The 16,446-nt window shown below is 70.3% G+C and carries 18 protein-coding genes; 10 read left to right on the top strand and 8 right to left on the bottom strand.

What is annotated here, in order from left to right:
* Positions 1 to 218: 218 nt before the first annotated feature.
* Positions 219 to 1,454 (bottom strand): tetratricopeptide repeat protein, encoded by a 1,236-nt coding sequence (locus VFZ20_RS27220; protein WP_329687115.1) that lies wholly within the window; start codon positions 1,452 to 1,454, stop codon positions 219 to 221.
* A 71-nt stretch (positions 1,455 to 1,525) separates the two neighbouring features.
* A complete protein-coding gene (locus tag VFZ20_RS27215) occupies positions 1,526 to 1,804 on the bottom strand; it encodes an oxidative damage protection protein (protein ID WP_329687114.1) in 279 nt (92 codons plus the stop codon).
* 165 nt (positions 1,805 to 1,969) lie between these two features.
* Here VFZ20_RS27215 and VFZ20_RS27210 point away from each other — a divergent pair, with 165 nt between their 5' ends.
* From VFZ20_RS27210 to VFZ20_RS27195, 4 genes are read left to right on the top strand one after another with little or no spacing between them, the layout of a single operon-like run.
* A complete protein-coding gene (locus VFZ20_RS27210; RefSeq protein ID WP_329687113.1) occupies positions 1,970 to 2,356 on the top strand; it encodes an iron chaperone in 387 nt (128 codons plus the stop codon).
* Positions 2,357 to 2,370: 14 nt separating this feature from the next.
* The gene (locus tag VFZ20_RS27205; protein WP_329687112.1) at positions 2,371 to 2,574 is read left to right on the top strand and encodes a hypothetical protein; all 204 of its coding nucleotides are present in this window, start codon (positions 2,371 to 2,373) and stop codon (positions 2,572 to 2,574) included.
* Positions 2,575 to 2,617: 43 nt separating this feature from the next.
* Complete coding sequence (locus VFZ20_RS27200) at positions 2,618 to 3,274, top strand: hypothetical protein (RefSeq protein WP_329687111.1); 657 nt, start codon at positions 2,618 to 2,620, stop codon at positions 3,272 to 3,274.
* A gap of 38 nt (positions 3,275 to 3,312) precedes the next feature.
* Complete coding sequence (locus VFZ20_RS27195) at positions 3,313 to 3,747, top strand: hypothetical protein (protein WP_329687110.1); 435 nt, start codon at positions 3,313 to 3,315, stop codon at positions 3,745 to 3,747.
* A 314-nt stretch (positions 3,748 to 4,061) separates the two neighbouring features.
* On the opposite strand, the gene VFZ20_RS27190 is transcribed toward VFZ20_RS27195, so the two are convergent.
* A complete protein-coding gene (locus VFZ20_RS27190) occupies positions 4,062 to 4,886 on the bottom strand; it encodes a DUF6544 family protein (RefSeq protein WP_329687109.1) in 825 nt (274 codons plus the stop codon).
* A 355-nt stretch (positions 4,887 to 5,241) separates the two neighbouring features.
* Between VFZ20_RS27190 and VFZ20_RS27185 the strand changes: the two genes are divergently transcribed.
* Positions 5,242 to 5,625, top strand: coding sequence for a hypothetical protein (locus VFZ20_RS27185; protein WP_329687108.1), 384 nt, complete (start codon positions 5,242 to 5,244; stop codon positions 5,623 to 5,625).
* Between the two features lie 107 nt (positions 5,626 to 5,732).
* Here VFZ20_RS27185 and VFZ20_RS27180 read toward each other — a convergent pair whose 3' ends face one another.
* Together VFZ20_RS27180 and VFZ20_RS27175 are read right to left on the bottom strand one after the other, a co-directional pair.
* Positions 5,733 to 6,128, bottom strand: coding sequence for a type II toxin-antitoxin system VapC family toxin (locus tag VFZ20_RS27180; RefSeq protein WP_329687107.1), 396 nt, complete (start codon positions 6,126 to 6,128; stop codon positions 5,733 to 5,735).
* Between the two features lie 3 nt (positions 6,129 to 6,131).
* Positions 6,132 to 6,386 (bottom strand): type II toxin-antitoxin system VapB family antitoxin, encoded by a 255-nt coding sequence (locus VFZ20_RS27175; RefSeq protein ID WP_329687106.1) that lies wholly within the window; start codon positions 6,384 to 6,386, stop codon positions 6,132 to 6,134.
* 208 nt (positions 6,387 to 6,594) lie between these two features.
* On the opposite strand from VFZ20_RS27175, the gene VFZ20_RS27170 reads away from it, so the two are divergent.
* The 3 genes from VFZ20_RS27170 (at position 6,595) to VFZ20_RS27160 (ending at position 9,753) form a co-directional block, all read left to right on the top strand.
* Positions 6,595 to 7,248, top strand: a complete 654-nt coding sequence (locus VFZ20_RS27170) for a flavin reductase family protein (protein ID WP_349264138.1) — start codon at positions 6,595 to 6,597, stop codon at positions 7,246 to 7,248.
* A 120-nt stretch (positions 7,249 to 7,368) separates the two neighbouring features.
* On the top strand, positions 7,369 to 7,734 hold the full coding sequence (locus tag VFZ20_RS27165) for a hypothetical protein (protein WP_329687104.1): 366 nt from the start codon (positions 7,369 to 7,371) through the stop codon (positions 7,732 to 7,734).
* Positions 7,735 to 7,962: 228 nt separating this feature from the next.
* Positions 7,963 to 9,753 (top strand): hypothetical protein, encoded by a 1,791-nt coding sequence (locus VFZ20_RS27160; protein ID WP_329687103.1) that lies wholly within the window; start codon positions 7,963 to 7,965, stop codon positions 9,751 to 9,753.
* A gap of 305 nt (positions 9,754 to 10,058) precedes the next feature.
* Here VFZ20_RS27160 and VFZ20_RS27155 read toward each other — a convergent pair whose 3' ends face one another.
* Together VFZ20_RS27155 and VFZ20_RS27150 are read right to left on the bottom strand one after the other, a co-directional pair.
* On the bottom strand, positions 10,059 to 10,358 hold the full coding sequence (locus tag VFZ20_RS27155; RefSeq protein ID WP_329687102.1) for a hypothetical protein: 300 nt from the start codon (positions 10,356 to 10,358) through the stop codon (positions 10,059 to 10,061).
* Positions 10,355 to 10,630: a hypothetical protein gene (locus tag VFZ20_RS27150; protein WP_329687101.1), complete on the bottom strand. Its 276-nt coding sequence runs from the start codon at positions 10,628 to 10,630 to the stop codon at positions 10,355 to 10,357. Before VFZ20_RS27150 ends, VFZ20_RS27155 begins: the two co-directional genes overlap by 4 nt.
* 131 nt (positions 10,631 to 10,761) lie before the next feature.
* Between VFZ20_RS27150 and VFZ20_RS27145 the strand changes: the two genes are divergently transcribed.
* Together VFZ20_RS27145 and VFZ20_RS27140 are read left to right on the top strand one after the other, a co-directional pair.
* Positions 10,762 to 12,072: a sensor histidine kinase gene (locus tag VFZ20_RS27145; RefSeq protein ID WP_329687100.1), complete on the top strand. Its 1,311-nt coding sequence runs from the start codon at positions 10,762 to 10,764 to the stop codon at positions 12,070 to 12,072.
* Positions 12,073 to 12,889: 817 nt separating this feature from the next.
* Positions 12,890 to 15,370, top strand: coding sequence for a glycogen/starch/alpha-glucan phosphorylase (locus tag VFZ20_RS27140; RefSeq protein WP_329687099.1), 2,481 nt, complete (start codon positions 12,890 to 12,892; stop codon positions 15,368 to 15,370).
* 520 nt (positions 15,371 to 15,890) lie between these two features.
* Here VFZ20_RS27140 and VFZ20_RS27135 read toward each other — a convergent pair.
* The coding region (locus VFZ20_RS27135) for a glycoside hydrolase family 9 protein (RefSeq protein WP_329687098.1) at positions 15,891 to 16,446 on the bottom strand (556 nt) is incomplete at its 5' end.

The following is a 16,446-nucleotide window of genomic DNA, read 5'->3' as shown; positions in this document are numbered from 1 at the left end:
CTCACGAGGGTGAGGAGCTTGGGAATGCGGTTCATGCGTACGTCCTCCAGGAGGGTGGGAGGATGGAAAGTGCCGGCCCGGGGGAGTCTGGATCGACGATAGCTCCTACTGGATGCCAATGCGCAAAGTTCCAACCTTATTACGGCTGAATCCAAGCGAATGCAGGCGCGACGGGTTTCCGTCCCGGAGAGGGCCGGGACGGAGTGCTGGTTCCGAGTTCAGGGGGAGACGCCGAGCTCGTCCCGTATGACCTGGAGCAGTGCGTCGTATGCGTCGCGTCCCTGTGGCCCCACGGCGCCCGTGGCCATCAGCGCCCGGGCCCAGGTCACCGCGCGCCGCGCCTCGTCCGCGTGGCCCAGCCGGGCGTGGCCGGCGCCGTAGTTCACGACCGACGAGAGCACGAACTCCGCGGGGGCCGTGGCGTGCCGGCGGACGGGGCTGCGGTCCGCGGGGTGCGTGACGGGGCCCGCCAGCCGCGCGATGTCCACGTCCGCCATCCGCGCGGCGAAGTCCCCGCCCGGCATCCACGTGTACGGCTCGTCGTCCGTCGCCTCGTCCCACGGGCGCAGGGTGTACACGGGCCCGTCCCAGCGCGGCCACGCCGCGTCCTTCACGGCGTCGGTCTCCGTCGTGCCCGCCAGGGTGAGGGGGCGCAGCGAGCCGTCCAGCGTGCCCCGCGCCCACAGCGTCCCGGCGATGCTTCCCAGCCGGCCGTAGTCTTCCTCCGCCGGTACCCAGTCGGTGCCGCGCAGCGCCTCGGGCGGGACGGGGTAGCCCGCCCGCGCGGCCATCTGCCGCACGTACCAGGGAAACTCCAGGAAGCCCACGAGCCCCACGGTCACGTCCGGGCGCAGCCCCTCCGCCTGCTGCACGGCCACGACGGGAAAGTAGTCCCAGTCGCCGTTCAGCAGCAGCACGGCGTCGCGCGGGGCGGAGCGCAGGATCCAGCGCCCCATCTCCATCACGGGCCCGGGGATGAAGCCCAGCTCCACCACGCGCCGCGCCGCCAGCCGCTCCGCCGCGCTGTCCTGCCGCAGGGTGCCGCTGATCCAGTAGCTGAGCCACGCGTTGCCGTCCGCGGGGTCGCACTCCACGGCGCGCCGGGCGTGGATCCACGCCGTGTCCCGGGCCGACGCGTCCTCCGTGTACCCGGCCGTATGGATCCGGGCGATCAGGTCGTGCGCCTGGGAGTGGCACTCCCGCCGCTCGAGCGCCTGGTCCGCCGCCTCCAGCGCGCCCTCCTCGTCGCCCAGGCGGAACAGGACCTCGCCCTTCCACGCGAGCAGGTCGGGATCGTCCGGCCGGGCCGCCAGCATGGGCTGGAGCGCGACGAGCGCGGTGTCGTACTGCTGCGCGTAGAACGGCCGCAGCACCCCGTCCAGGGTCTGCGCGTGGGCGGGCGCGGCGCCGGCGCACGGGAGCGCGGCGGCGAGCAGGGCAAGGAGGCGTCTCATGAAACGGGCGGGGAAGGGAGATGAAGCGGCGCCGCGCCCGCCCCGGGGAGGGACGGGCGCGGCGCGAGGGGCTACCACTGGATGGTGCCCTGCTTGCTGGTATCCACCTGGTCTGCCTCGCCGGTGCCGAACAGAAAGCTCTCCGTCTGCTTGAAGAGGAACTGCTTGGCCTCGGGGTCGCGCAGGTTCAGGCCGTAGTGGTTGATGAGCATCGTCTGCTGCTTGAGCCACTCCTGCCAGCACACGTTGCAGATCTCGCCCTGGATGCGCTTGCCCAGGTCGTTGTTGAACGGCGCGTACGGAAGCCCCGCCCGGGTCTGTCCGCAGCGCACGCAGGTGACGTCGGCCATCGCGGTGCCTTGCTGGAATGGGATGGTGCCCCGCGTCGGTGCGGTGCAAGCCGGAATGTAATGCCGCGCGCAAGCCTCCGTCCAATGCCGCGATTGCCAAAGGGGCCGGCGCCGCGGCATGTTCCCCGTCCCCGAGCGGACCCGGCACCCGGAGATCGGAGCGGCATGCAGACGGAAAAGGCAGTCCCGGCCAGCGTGGACGACTACGTCGCGGGCTTCGCGCCGGACGTCCGCGAGGTCCTGGAGCGCATCCGCGCCACGGTTCGCGGGGCCGCGCCGGACGCGCGCGAGGCCATCAAGTACGGCATGCCGGCCTACCTGCTGGAGGGCAGCCTGGTGTACTTCGCCGCGTTCAACAAGCACGTCGGCTTCTTTTGCACCACGACGGGCGGCGGCGTGCTGGCGGACGAGATGGCGCCTTACGCCGGGCCCAAGGGCTCGCTCAGGTTCCCTTTCGGCAAGCCCGTCCCGTACGACTTGATCGAGCGGATCGTACGGTTCCGCGTGGACGAGAACCGGGCCGCCGCCGCGGCGAAGCCCAAGAAGAAGTAGAGACGCGGATCCGCATGCCCGAGCCCATCCCCGCCCGCATCAGCGACGACGGCCGCGTGGCCACCTGGAACCCGGCCATGACCTTCGCGGGCCAGGTGCTCGTCCGCGTGCGCCTGCCCGAGGGCATCACCGAGGAGCGCCGGTCCATGAACAGCGGCCGCGCCCGCGTGCGCGAGGGCGAGCGCATCGAGGCCATCCTCGCCGACGAGCGCCTGTGACCGTCCGGGGATCGTCACCCGTCCTCCATCATCCATCCTGTCCATGCGCATCGACATGAACGCGGCGCTACGCGACCTGTACACGCCCGCGGTGGCCTCGCTGGCCGGCATCACGGCCCCGTTCTCCGGCGTCTCGCGGCCGCTGCTGATAGACGTGCCGGCGTCGTATCACGATGCGCCGGTCAAGCTGATGATCGTCGGCCAGCAGACGCGCGGATGGGGTGGGACGTGCGAGACGGTGGATGACCTGACCGCGTTCTACACCACGTTCGAGCTGGGCCGCACGCAGCGGCGAAGCCAGTTCTGGCAGGCGGCGCACACGCTGCACGGCGCCCTCAACCCCGAAAGCCTCGAGGGCGGGTTCCTGTGGTCCAACCTGGTGAAGGTGGACCAGGGCGGCGGGCGACCCAGGTCGCCGGGCCTGGAAGACGCTGTTTGCGGCCTGGACCTGCTGCAGGGAGAAATCCGGGTGACGCGGCCGGATGTCGTGATCTTCTTCACCGGTCCCTCGTACGACGGGCGCCTGGCGAGCACGTTTCCTGGCGTGGCCTTCAACCGCGTGTCCGGGAACCTGTTCCAGCTGCAGCACCCAGCGCTGCCCGCGCAAAGCTATCGCACGTATCATCCGCGTTACCTGCGGCGCTCCGGCCGCTGGAAGGTGCTGGACGAGATCGCGACCCGCTGCCGCGCCGCCGCCTGACGCAATCGCGTCGTACATCCCACGAACGGAACCCACTGATGACGGATCACGAGCACGACGAAGACGAGGGGCCGTACCCGGTGACGGCGCTGGTATCGGCCCTGTGGCGCTTTTCCGGCGGCGAGCCGTTCAGCGACGCGGCGGAGTTCAACCGGCGGGTGAGCCAGTACCACGTCGACATCACGGACGAGGACACGTGGGAGCCCGACGAGGTGGCGCTGCCCATCCCCCGCGTGATCGTGAAGTGGTTCGGCCTGGAGTCGCCCACGGCCGACGAGTACACCGACTACACGCTGGAGCTGGAGGCCGACGACGGCGCGCGCTTTACGGCGGGGGAGCTGCTGCTCAAGCTGAACAACACCGTGGCGCCGCGGCTGAAGGACGCGGACCACGCGTTTTTCGAGGGCCTGTTCCTGACCGACGATCCGCCCGTGGACGGCGTCCCCGTCTACGAGATGATGCAGGGCAGTTGATTATGCGCGAGCCCGTCGTGCGCCGTTTCCCACCCGTGCTGTCATTCTGAGCGGAGGCCGTCGCCGGCTGGGGCTGTCCCTGGCGTGATGCATCAGGCGCCGGCCGACCGAAGAATCTGGTCGCCGGAGTGCGTGATCCCGCCCGCGCGCTGAGTTCCCGCGGGGAATCGTGCACGGGCGGGGTCTGTGCGCGGCGCGACCAGATTCTTCCGTCGGTGCCCTCCGTCACGGGATGGATCACGCCGGCACCGCCTTCAGAATGACAGCGGGGGCCACATCCCGTTGTCGCGGTTCTCGCGGCTTGAACGCCGCGTTCATCGATACTCCACCGTGTCCAGCATCGCGTCGAAGAACGGGAACTCGTCCGGCTCGCCCAGGCGCCAGCCGGCGCGCAGGTGCGTGGGCACGGTGTAGCCCCCAAAGGTGCGCTCGGCCGACAGCTCCACGTCGAAGCGCACGTAGCCCGACGCGGCGTCGCGCCATCGCTGGATGCTGGCGTGCCGCAGCCGCCCGTCCGCGCCGATGCGCAGCGTGGTCACCACGGGCTCGCCGCCCACGTCCATCCGCACGCGCGCCGTGCTGTCGTCCACGGCCTCCCACGCGGCGCCGTGGCCGGGAAGCAACGCGGCGGGCACCAGCACGCTCTCGCCCGCCAGCCGCCCCGCGGCGGACCGGGTGACGTCCGTCCCGTCCACGCGGACGACGGGCAGCAGTCCCAGCATCCACCAGCGCATGGCGCCCGCGCCGTGGCCGTAGCGGTCAAAGCCGCGAAAGCGAAGGAGCCCGCGTCCCACGCGCGCCCGCCACACGAAGCCGGCCGGCGGCGCCAGCACCTGCTCCGCGCGCATGGGCAGCGGGTCGCCGCCGGGCGACAGGCGCAGCGTGCCGTGCATCGTCAGCCGCGCGGAGCGGGCGAGCGGCGTGCCGGGCGCGATGGCGTAGCGCAGGTAACGCCGCGCGGGCTCCGGCAGGCCGGCCAGCATCGCGGGGTCGAACGCTTCCGCGGCCTCCGCCGTCCGCAACTCGCTCCACAGCGGCTCCAGTGCCCGCTCCTGCCGCATGCGCGCGGCCCACAGCGCCATCACGCCGCCCACGGCCGCCACGGGCAGCACCGAACGCCAGCCTCTGCGGATCATCATCCACCTCCGGGTTCGTGGATCTCCCCGGAAGAAATCTGGCGTGCGGCGCGCGGCGCATCATTGGATGAATCACGATGCCGCGTCGGAAATCCGCCGAAAGCAAGGAACTGCCGTGTTCCGGGCGCGCCGATCCCCGTGCACGTTCGGGATCCAGGAGCTGCATTCTCACGCGGAGCCAACGGGGTTAACGGTTTTTGCTTCTTCCGTTACCGTTGACTCCGTTGGCCGCAGGCCCCGTGTGAGCCAGATCTTCTGGACAGACGGTCGCGCTGGTCCGCGGATTGCGCCGGGGCCACGGACCGGGATGCGCGAAAGCTGCGCGTCCATCCACCTCCTGGATCCGGGGAGCCGACCCATGCCCAAGCGCCTGCTGCTGGTTCCGATGCTCGCGATGATGGCCGCGTGCACGTCCTCCTCGCCGGAGCCGCGGCAGGCCGAGCCGGCCGCGCATCCCACGCCGCAGTCCGTGAAGACGGCCCCCGCGTCGCCCGCGGAGCAGCAGCGCCTGGTTTCGGCGCTGGCGGAGCGGTGCCGCGACCGCGTGGCGGGCCACCAGAACGCCGCGGTCACGAGCCAGACGAGCGCCGTGCGCATGCGCGCGGATTGGGTGCAGGTGGACGGGACGATGGAGTGGCGCGGCGAGGAGGGCGTGCTGCGCAACGCGTGGACGTGCGACATGTTCCGCGCCGAGGACGGCACCTGGTACAACCAGTACATGAGCTTCGGCCCGGTCACGTGAGCGGCGAGGACAGGTACGAAGGCACGAGGTACGAAGGTACGATGGATACGACGAGAGGGCGGGCGACGGCGGCCCGCCCTCTCGTTGTCTGGACATACTTACAGGAATCAGTATTCGGCAGCCGGAAGGTCGGTGCGGGGAAAGTCATCTCCCTTGAAGAGGAGAGGTTCCCCGAGCGCCATGGCCACTCCGTACGACAGGCAATCGCCGTAATTCAGTACGGATGGCGAGCCGACACCCTTGCCGAACCGCCGGTATGCGGAGCGTGCGTGCGTTGCTGCTTCGGCTGTCAGAGGGGCAACGCGGATATCGAGGCGCTGAAGCAACGCATCCAGCGCAATCTCTCCCTGGGCGCCCTTCCTGCCGAGCATTACGGCCGCTGCCTCGACGAGCGTCGGCGCGCCAATCAGCCGAGTGGGGGCGGCTGCAATCGCAACCGCCATTTGCTGCCCTTCAGGCTCGCCCAGCAGGATGGCGACGAGGGCTGACGCATCGATTACCATGGATCAGCTCGGCAGGCCAAAGTCGTCGTACCCAAGGATTTCATCTGGCGCGCGATTATCCAGATCGGGTAGAGCGGCCACGAACGCCTGGATCTGCAGGATGTCCGACATCAGGGCGGATCGTTCCTGCTGACGACGGACGAGCAACAGCCGATCACGTAGCGCGTTCGTCACCACGTCGGTGAGGCTTTCGCCCGTGAGTTGCGCCAGCTCCTGCGCCAGCTGACCCGCTTCCGGGTTCTTGATGTTCAGGGCCATTCTAAATCCTCCTGATCGTTGTTCTTCTATGGTGGAATTTATTCTGCCTTTCCACCTTCATCAATAGGTAGGTGCCGCAACTCGCCACCCGTGGTAGGAATTCGCGCGCAAGGATCAGGACGCGCGGTGGATCGGCACCGGATATCGTCTTCGCGGGGCGGGCGAGGGAGCCCGCGGATGAGACGCGAACACGCGGAGACGATTTCGAATGGCGCATCGGGTGGTCACACCGAAGATCCTGTATTTCGGCACGCCGGTGGTGCTGGTGAGCACACTGAACGAGAATGGCACGCCCAACTTGGCGCCCATGTCGTCGGCGTGGTGGCTGGGGACGTCGTGCGTGCTGGGGCTGAGCGCCCGCTCGCACACCGTCCACAACCTTCGCCACCATGGCGAGTGCGTGCTCAACCTGCCGTCCGCCGACATGGTGGATGCCGTGGACCGGCTGGCGCTGCTGACGGGCAGGGATCCCGTCCCGGAGTACAAGCAGGTGATGGGCTACCGCCACGAGCCGCGCAAGTTCGCCGTCGCGGGCCTCACCCCCGTTCCGTCGGACATCGTGGCGCCGCCGCGCGTGCACGAGTGCCCCGTGCAGATGGAGGCCGTCGTCCGGCAGGTGCACCCCGTGGGCGGCCCCGACCGCCACCTCGTGATGATCGAGGTGAGCGTGGAGCGCGTCCACGCCGACGAGGACCTCCTCGTCCCCGGCCACCCGTCCCACGTTGACCCGGACCGCTGGCGCCCGCTCATCATGAGCTTCTGCGAGTTCTACGGCCTGGGCGGCCGGATCCACCCGTCGCGGCTGGCCGCGGCGTACGCGCCGTCCGCCGGGACGGAGGAGCCGATCCTCACGCGGCGCTGAAGGTCGTTGCCTCCGGGAGACGCTCGTCCCGGCGGCGGAGGGGACGTCCAACGAGAAGCTTTACAACCGTGTCCTCCCTGTAGCAGATTGGATGGCGGTCCTCTCTCCTGATCTCCGCCCATGCTACGAGTCACGCTTTCCGCGCAGGCACTCGCGGCCGCCATGAACGCCGAGCTGTACCGGCGGGGCGTGCCGGCGTTCGTGCGCGTGGAGCAGGTGGTGCGCGCGCCGGCGGGGGAGGGCGCGGGCGGCGCCGACTGGACGTTCGCCCTGGAGCGCTCGCCCGTCCCCCTGCACGACGACGCCACGGCCGACCGCTTTGCCGAGGCCCTGTTCCGCCACGCGGCGACGGTGGACGCGGTGGCGGAGTGGGCCGCCCAGCGCTTCGACGTGGACTGGGCCCCCGCGCCGCGCGCGCCCGTCTTCATCCCCAGCCCCGAGCCCGCCGCGCACCCGCCGGCCGGGACGCCGGTGGCCGCCGAGTGATCCGCGGACGGGCGGGGAGCGATCCCCGCCCTTCGCGTTTTGCATCAGCTCCCTCGATGGATCTGCCCGTTCCGTCACCCGATCCATCTGCTTGCGACCGATCCGCACAAGCCACTGCGTGTGCGCGACGTGCGCATCTCCGGCACCTCTTTTGCGCCTGCGCCCCGGCCCAAATCCCGGGCCGCTGCTGCGGTTCCGGCCCTGTGCAACGCGCGCATCGGAGGGTGTATGACGCGCAGGTTCCGCCGTTTGCTGCTGGGAACGCTTGGAGTAACGCTGCTGGCCGCCTGTGACGACGGTCCCGTGGGGCGCGGCCCCTCGCCGGCGCGGCCGGACGCGCCCGGGACGCAGGCCTCGGGCGACGTGCTGGCCACGCCGCGCCTGGCCGTGGAGATGAACGCCACGGGCGCGTTCCGGCCTGGGACGCCGGTGGTGGTCACGGCCACGGCCCGCGCGCGTCACCCGTCCGCAGACGTGGAGTACGACCTGATGGTGGTGGACGACGACGGGACGGCGGACGCGCGGCAGCGGGGGCAGGGGCGCGCCGTGGGCAACTTTCGCGGCGCCATGGGACGGGGCGCGCAGCGGCAGCTCACGGCCACGGTGACGTTCGCGCGGCCCGGCTACTACCGCGTGACGGCCGTGGCCCGCAACAACCCCGCGGCCAACGACCCGGAGCGGGCGGCGGACAGCGTGCTCATCGACCTGGCGGCGGAGACGCTGTACCTGCTGATCGACGACGGGGGCGGCCGGCTGACCAACGGGTACGACCCCGCGGCGCTCGGCGGGCGCCGGCCGGCCGACGGCGCCTTTGGCCCGTTCGTGCAGCGCGCGGGTGCGGGCGCCGCCGTCACCACGCCGCGGCCCAGCGTGGCCAGCGCCGTGGGCGGGCGGCACCGCCTGGTGTACCAGAACCTGGACGCGCCCAAGAACCCCGACGGCACCACGGCCCTCACGCCCGTGCCCAGCACGCGGGTGGTGTACGAGTGCCTGAACAGCTCGTTCACGCCCGTGAGCAAGGACTCGCTCATCTCCGCGGCGGACGGCACGTTCACCATCCCGTGCGCCAGCGGCTACTACAACGCCAACGCCTACCTTCGCAACACCATCTCCCACGTAATGTACCCGGACCGCAGCAACGCCGGGGTGGACAACTTCGGGGAGTATTCCAACACCGACCTGTGGGTGAGCAACCTGCGCGCGGGCCACGTGCACCGGCTGCTGAACCGCTACGTGCCCATCGTGCAGCAGCGGTTCGGGTTCTCGCGTCCGCAGCTCACCGTGCTGGTGAACAACGTGCCCAGCACCACCACGCCCACGAACTACGAGCCGTCGGGCGACTACGTGCAGCAGAACCACGACGCCGTGTTCGGCCAGTACGGCCGGTTCACCACCCTGCACGAGTACGGGCACGCGTACCACTACAAGGCGCTGGAGCCGTGGGCGGCCGTCACCAACCCGGCGGACTACTGCAACGGCAGCCTGCCCCACAACATCGACGGCCAGTACAACCACAACTGCGCGCTGGTGGAGGGCTTCGCCGACTTCTTCGGATCGTGGATCGCGGCGGATTCGCTCAGCAACGACGCCCTGTACAGCGACTGGAAGCTGGAGACGCAGACGTTCTACGTGGGCAAGGACGGCGCGCAGGTGGAGGGCGCGTTCGCGGGCTTCCTGTACGACCTGGTGGATGGCCCCAGCGACCCGGACGCGAGCACCAACACGGGCGCCATCGACGACACGGGGTTCGTGGACGGGGTGACGTACCCGGCATCGTTCATCGCCAACGTGATGCGCGTGTGCACGCTGACGGACGCGAGCTACACCTACGTGCGGCTGTACGCGTCGTACGACCTGATCTACTGCCTGGAGAACAGCGTGGCGGGCTACACCGTGGCGCAGGGCCTGGGATATTCCTGGTACCCGTACAACAGCGTGGCGCGCAACGTCACGCCGCCCACGGGCTACAGCGTGGATGCCGTGCGCCGCCTGTGGCGCGCGAACCTGTACGGCAAGTAACGAAGCAGCCGGATGACGAAAAGACGACGGGCGGGGATCGGATCCTCGCCCGTCGTCTCTTTCTGTCCATCGGCGCCGGCCTCCGCCGATCGCTCCGGCTGATCCTTACGCCCGGCGCCACGGTACCTGCCCGCCCCGGACCCGTCGGCGCGGGCCGACATCACGCTTCCGCAGCCGCGACTTCAGTCGCCGCCGGCGGGACCCGCCTCATCCGCCGCGGATCCAGCCGAGGCACGGACCCGCCGTTGCGGGCTGTCCCCTGTAACCCGCGGTTCAGGCCCGATCGCGAACCAGGCCCAAGCCGCTCAGGCCCGCCCGTCGTACGGCCGCGCATCCGCCCCGGCGTTGTCGTCCGACGCCTCGTCCGCGTCGTGCTCGCCGGGGGCGTCGTCCTCCGCGGCCGTTTCGCCGTCGCCGCGATGGCGCACGCGGTCCAGCAGCTCGCGCGAGTTGTCCAGCAGCTCGCGCGTCTTGCGGATCACGTCGCGGGTGCGCTCCACCACCTCGCGCACCGAGCGGTCGCGAATGCCTTCCTTTACGTCGGTGCTGTCGTCGTCCGGGGTGTCGGCCGGCGGGGTGCCGGGGGTAGGGTCGGCGTCGGTCACGTGGGCTCGGTCTCGGGTTGCGGGTCGCCGGACAGGGGGCGGCGGGCCTTCACGGGGGCGGCGGACTGGCACAGCGCCCAGAGCGCCGCCTCGTCCATCCCCTCCCACGCGGAATCCACCGGGTGCAGCCGCCGCTTTTCGTGCGCGGCCTCGAAGCACAGCCATCCGTCCGCCATGGTGGCCGGGAGAAACAGCTCCGACGTGCGGCTGGGCACCACGTCCCAGACGCTCCACTCCCGGCCGTCCGGATCCAGAAAGCTGCGTACCGCCACCACACCCTCGCAAGTCTGAGATCATCTGCTGCCGCGGGTCGTGGCAGATTTCGTTCCTCGGGACCCCGCGGAACGGACGGCGCGAACAGGGCAGGGATGGCGCGCATCGTGCTTGCGGAGGGCGAACCCCGATGTGGAGACGAACGGAGCGGATGGAGATCAACACCAACTGCAGTCTGGCGGCCGAGCTGGCGCGGCGGATGCGCGAGGGCCGCGAGGAGCTCACCCGGCGGTGGCTGGAGCGCATCGCCGCGCGGGTGGACATGGATCCCAACCGGGTGTTTCCCACCAACGAGCTGCTGGACCACGTCCCGCTGCTCATGGACCGCATCGCCGACTACCTGCAGGACCCCGCCGACGAGATCACGGCCGACGCGCCCGTGATCGGCAAGGCGCTGGAGCTGGGCGAGCTGCGCTGGTCGCAGGGCTTCGACGCGCACCAGATCCTCAAGGAGTACGAGATCCTGGGCGGCGTGCTGTTCCAGTTCCTCGTGCGCTCCGTGGACGACATCGAGGAGCCGTGCACCCGCGCCGAGCTGCTGGCGTGCGCGCACCGGCTGTTTCGCGCCGTGGCCGTCATCCAGCAGCTCAGCACGGAGCAGTACCTGCGCCTGGCCGCCGAGGCCGTGCGCGAGCGCGAGGAGCGGCTGCGCAGCTTCAACCGCATGGTCACGCACGAGCTCAAGAACCGCATCGGCAGCATTTTGGGCGCGGGGCAGCTGCTGGAGGACCCCGAGATCTCCGCCGACCCGGCCCGCCGCGCGCGCTTTGCCGTCATGGTCACGCAGAACGCCGACGCCATGCAGGACGTGCTTCAGAACCTGCTGGAGCTGTCGAAAATGGATGTGGATGCGCGGCGCCAGCGCAACGTGCCGCTCCCCCGCACGGCGGCGGAAGTCTGCCGGCAGCTGCGGGAGATGTCGCAGTCCGCGGGGGTAAAGGTGCGCATCGAGGAGCTGCCGGAGGTGGAGGTGAATTCCGGCGCCGTGGAGCTGTGCCTGACCAACTACGTCTCCAACGCCATCAAGTACGCCGATCCGCGAAAGCCCGAGCGCTGGGTGCGCGTGTGGGGCGAGGTGCGGCGCGAGAACGGCGGCTGCGAGGTGGTGGTGGCCGTGGAGGACAACGGCCTGGGCGTGCCGGAAGACGCGCGCGCGGAGCTCTTTTCGCGCTTCTATCGCGCGCATGGCACGGTGACGGGCGTGGAGGGCACGGGGCTGGGGCTCAGCATTGTCCGCGAGACCATCGAGGGGCTGGGCGGCCGCGCCTGGGCGGAGTTCGACGGGGTGGAGGGCTCGCGCTTCCTCCTCTCGCTCCCCTGCCGCCGCTCCGCCGACCGTGGGGACGTCGGCACGGCGGATGACAACGCGGCGGATGAAGTGTCCGGGTCCGACGCGTCGGCATCGGCCGGGTCGACGTCACAGCGCGTGGCGGATGCGTGACGTCTGTCGCGCCGATGGCATGCGACGTAGTTTGGACGCCCGCCGGATGGAACCGCGACCGCCCGCCGCAGGTACGAATCTCCACAACACGAAAACACGTGTTTCCGTCGCGGGGTCCTAGGTCCGTGCGCCAGGCGGGGATGCGTTGCTTGTGCGCGGGCGGAGATTCGGCGCGGATCGGCGAGGTCGTCGGCGGGCCTGAACGGCGGGGGACAGGGGACAGTCTCCAACGGCGGTTCCTCGCCTGGGAGGTTCCATCCCGTGCAACGGGCTCCGAGCCCCGGCGATTGAAATCGCGGCACCGAACACGTGATGTCGGCCTTCGCCGACAGGTCGGGGCCGGGCGAGTGCCGTGGGGTGCACGGATTGCCGGCGGGGGGATTCGCGCCGCGCGCAGAGTCTCGCGACCGGGATGAAGGTCTCCCCTCTCCGCGAGGAACGAGCGGGGAGGGGCCGGGGGAGGGGCGGGTTGCTGCCGGCGCGGACTATCCTTCCTTCCACGATGCAGTTCACCCCCTCCCCCGCGAAGCGGGGGCAGGGGGCGGGGGGAGGGGGCCCTCCGCGGGCCGGCAGACCGCCCGCCACCGTGCACGATCCATGATCCCCCTTCCCCCGCGCAGTTTGTAGGGGAAGGGCAGGGGATGGGGGGCCTCGGCGGGCCGGCAGACACTCGCCATCGAGCTCGATCCCCGTGCCCAACCGCCGTCCACGCACGCGAAATCCTCTTCGGGAGGCCGCTCCAGGGTTCCACCTGTCGCATCGACCCTCGAATTGTTAGACTTGATTACAAATCCAATTCCCAGGCACACGGACGCCCATGCAATCCACCCTTGACGCCGGCCGCCGCCTTACGCGGGTGGAGGCCCTGAAGCGCGACATCGAGTCGCACGTGCGGCACACGCTGGCCCGCGACTTTGCCAGCGCCACCGAGCGCGACGTGTACGTGAGCACGGCGCTCATGGTGCGCGACCGCCTGGCCGAGCGGTGGGCGTCCACCAACGCACGCTACCAGCGCGGCGACGTAAAGCGCGTCTACTACCTGTCGTTGGAGTTCCTCATTGGCCGCACGCTGGGCAACGCCATCATCAACCTGGGGCTGGAAGGCGCCACGGCCGAGGCGCTGGAGGAGCTGGGCTTCAAGCTGGAGGACCTGCGCGAGCGCGAGCCCGACGCGGGGCTGGGCAACGGCGGCCTGGGGCGCCTGGCCGCCTGCTACCTGGACAGCATGGCCACGCTGGAGCTGCCCGGCACCGGCTACGGCATCCGCTACGAGCACGGCATCTTTCGCCAGGGCATCGACGAGCAGGGGCGGCAGGTGGAGCGGCCGGACAACTGGCTGCACGATACCAACCCGTGGGAGATCGCCCGGCCGGACCGCACCTTCAAGGTAAAGTTCTACGGCCGCGTGGAGGGCCGCCCCGACGAGGACGGGCGCGTGCACTACCACTGGGTGGACGCCAGCGAGGTGCTGGCCATGGCGTACGACACGCCCGTGCCCGGCTACTGCAACAACACCGTCAACACGCTGCGCCTGTGGAGCGCCAAGGCCACGGAGGAGTTCGACCTGGACGACTTCATCCGGGGCGACTACGTGCGGGCGGTGGAGAGCAAGACGCAGACGGAGACCATCTCCAAGGTCCTGTATCCGCCCGACGACACGGGGCAGGGCAAGGAGCTGCGCCTCAAGCAGCAGTACTTCTTCGTGAGCGCCACGCTGCAGGACATCATCCGCCGCTACCTCACGGAGCGCCGGACGTTCGCGGACTTTGCCGACAAGGTGCAGATCCAGCTGAACGACACGCACCCGGCCGTCGCCATCCCCGAGCTCATGCGGCTGCTGATGGACGAGCACGGGCTGGAGTGGGACCAGGCGTTCGACATCGCCCGCAAGACGTTCGCCTACACCAACCACACGGTGCTCCCCGAGGCCCTGGAGGCGTGGGGGATCGACCTGTTCAGCCGGCTGCTGCCGCGGCACCTGGAGCTCATCCGCGAGATCGACCGGCGCTTTCGCGCGCGGGTGCAGGAGAAGTTCCCGGGCGACTTTGCCCGCGAGGAGCGCATGGCCATCCTGGGCGGCGGGCAGGTGCGGATGGCGCACCTGGCCATCGTGGGCAGCCACACCACCAACGGCGTGGCGGCGCTGCACACCGACATCCTCAAGGACCGCATCTTCCGCGACTTCCACGAGCTGTGGCCCGACCGGCTGACGTCCGTCACCAACGGCGTCACGCAGCGGCGGTGGATGCTCAAGTCCAACCCCGGCCTGTCGGAGCTCATCACCGAGGCCATCGGCGGGGGGTGGATCACGGACCTGGAGCAGCTGTCGCAGCTGGAGCCCCTGGCCAATGACTCCGAGTTCCGCGAGCGGTGGCGGCGGGTCAAGGTGGAGAACCGCCGCCGGCTGGCGCAGCTCGTCCGCGCCGAGTCGGGCGTGCAGGTGGACCCGCGCAGCATGATGGACGTGCAGATCAAGCGCATGCACGAGTACAAGCGCCAGCTGCTCAACGCCCTGCGCTGCGTGGACAGCTTCCTGGAGCTGCGCGACGCGCCGGAGATGGACGTGCCGCAGCGCGCCGTGCTCTTTGGCGGCAAGGCGGCGCCCACGTACTGGACGGCCAAGCTCATCATCCAGCTCATCGGCAGGATCGCGCAGCACGTGAACGCCGATCCCCTGGCCGGGCGGCTGCTGCGCGTGGCGTTCATCCCCGACTACCGGGTGTCGCTGGCCGAGGCCATCTTTCCCGGCAGCGACCTGTCGGAGCAGATCTCCACGGCGGGCTTCGAGGCCAGCGGCACGGGCAACATGAAGTTCGCCCTGAACGGCGCGCTCACCATCGGCACGCTGGACGGCGCCAACGTGGAGATCGTGGAGCACGTGGGCCGCGAGAACGCGTTCATCTTTGGCCTCACGGCCGACGAGGTGGAGGCGCGCACGGCGTCGGGCTACGCGCCCCGCCAGGTGTACGAGACCAGCCCGCGCCTGCGGCGGGTGCTGGACTTCGTGGCGTCGGGCGCGCTCACGCCCGAGGAGCCGGGCCTGTTTCGCCCGCTGGTGGACGGCCTGCTGCACCACGACCCGTACATGGTGCTGGCGGATTTCGACGCGTACGTCGAGGCCCAGGCGCGGGTGGACGAGGCGTGGCGCGACGTGGACGGGTGGACGCGCAAGGCCATCCTGAACGTGGCGCGCTGCGGCTGGTTCAGCAGCGACCGCTCCGTCCGGGAGTACGCGGACCGCATCTGGAAGCTGCGGGGCAACGCCCGCAACGGAAACGGCCACGGCACCGCCTTCTGACCGCATCCGGGACGGACGGTGACAGGCGACGGCGGGTGATCAACGTCGCGCGAATCGTCCGCGCCGCACGAATCGTCAGCATTGCACGAAGCACGGCCCTCCTCCGGGATTCCGGGGGAGGGCCGTTGTCATGGCGGAAGCGATGGGGATGTGGATGCGGTGATCGGTTTCGGAGGTGGAATTCGCGCCGGTCGGATGGGGAGCGGTGGCGCGGGGTTCCAGCCGGCCCGGCGAATGAATTCGCGGCACCGGGAGCGTGATGTCGGCCTGCGCCGACGGTTCATTCGGGGGCGGAGCGGGTGCACCGGGGGCGGAGTTCGTGAGGACAGGGCCCCAGCCTCGGGCCGGGGCGGTGGGAGCCGGTGAAGCCCCGCCGGGCGACGCGAAGCGTCGTCAGGGCGGGGCTTTCCGCGGTCCTAGCGGCGGCTTCCGCCGCTCCGGCTGGGGGCGCGCCATCGCCCCGGAACCCCGCCCGCCGCGCCCGATCCGCCGTTGCCCGCTATTCCCTATTCCCTATTCCCTATTCCCTCGCCTCTCCCGCCAGCGCCGACAGCAGGTACGCCAAATTCGCCGTCCCGTCCATGATGGGCTCGTTGGTCGAGTAGTCGCCGAAATCGTCGTGGTAGACGACGAACCCGCCGTTCAGCGCCTCGAACTCGTCCGCCTCGTACAGGCGGATGTAGGCCAGGCTGCCGAAGATGGAGCGGTACACGGGGCCGTCCACCAGCCCGCCTTTCTGCGTGGCGACGCCCATCTGCTGCGCGATGATGCTGTGCGGATCGCGCGGCGTGCGCCCGTCCGCCGGCAGGCCGATCACCATCGACACGCCCCACGGGTTGGCGCCGAAGAGCCAGTCCAGCGCCGCCATCTCCATCTCCTCGAACCGCCGGTCGCCCGTCATCCGGCGGTACAGCAGGGCCTGCGTGGCGAACGACGCCACCAGGTCGTTGCTGCACCAGATGAACGGAATCCCCACGCGAAATCCGTTGCGCGCCCGCGCCTCCACGCGCGCCAGCCCGTCGCGGTAGAAGCCGGCCAGCTCGCGCCGCGCATCGTCCGAGTCCGCCAGGCGCCAC

Origin of the sequence: Longimicrobium sp., assembly GCF_036280135.1 — a bacterium.
GTDB lineage: Bacteria > Gemmatimonadota > Gemmatimonadetes > Longimicrobiales > Longimicrobiaceae > Longimicrobium.
Note: the sequence above shows the minus strand (reverse complement) of the source record. Positions and strands in the feature narration are given on the sequence as shown.